The sequence below is a fragment of the Synechococcus sp. H55.10 genome (assembly GCF_047502715.1).
GTDB lineage: Bacteria > Cyanobacteriota > Cyanobacteriia > Thermostichales > Thermostichaceae > Thermostichus.
This window is the reverse complement of record NZ_JANSJJ010000251.1, coordinates 1-546: the sequence shown is the minus strand read 5'-3', so window position 1 is coordinate 546 and position 546 is coordinate 1. Positions and strand designations below refer to the sequence as shown.

The window sequence follows — 546 nt, the reverse complement described above, 5'->3', positions numbered from 1 at the left end:
CCCCAGGGATCGGCTGGAGGGACGAAGACAACTCCTCTGCCCAGAGATCCGCCTCCGGCCCACTGTCGGGAGCAGCCCCAAGGTCAGGCAACTGGGACAGCTCCTGCAGAGGAGAACTCTCTACTGCAAGCTCCTCGAGCTCGAACAAGGCCTCCACTCCGGCACTTGCAGCTTCGTCTGCAGCCGGGGCTTCCTCGAGGCTTGCCGCAGCAACTTGGGCCGCCAGAGGGACATCCCAGACGGCCTGACTTGTTTCCTCGGCCCCTCTCAGCTCGGTAGGCTCGACAGAGGCCAGCTCTGCTGCTGCTTCGTCCACTACTTCGCCAAACAGCTCCGCCAAATCCGAGTCCCCTCTCCCCTCTTCTGGGCTCAGCTCCTCGAACACCTGCGAGAAAGGCTCAGGGGAAGGAGGGATCAGCTCCGGCGGTGTCTCCTCGATATCGGATAGCGCTTCTGCGTTGGCAAACAGCTCGTCAAAGGCAGAGGAGGCTTCTGCTTCCAGACTTAAAGGAGTCGCTTCGAAGTCGCTTGAGCCAAAGCCTAGCC

General features: G+C 61.7%; 1 pseudogene. It reads right to left on the bottom strand.

The features are described from left to right. Positions 1-546, bottom strand: a pseudogene (locus NW858_RS12245) (hybrid sensor histidine kinase/response regulator); the annotation flags it as partial.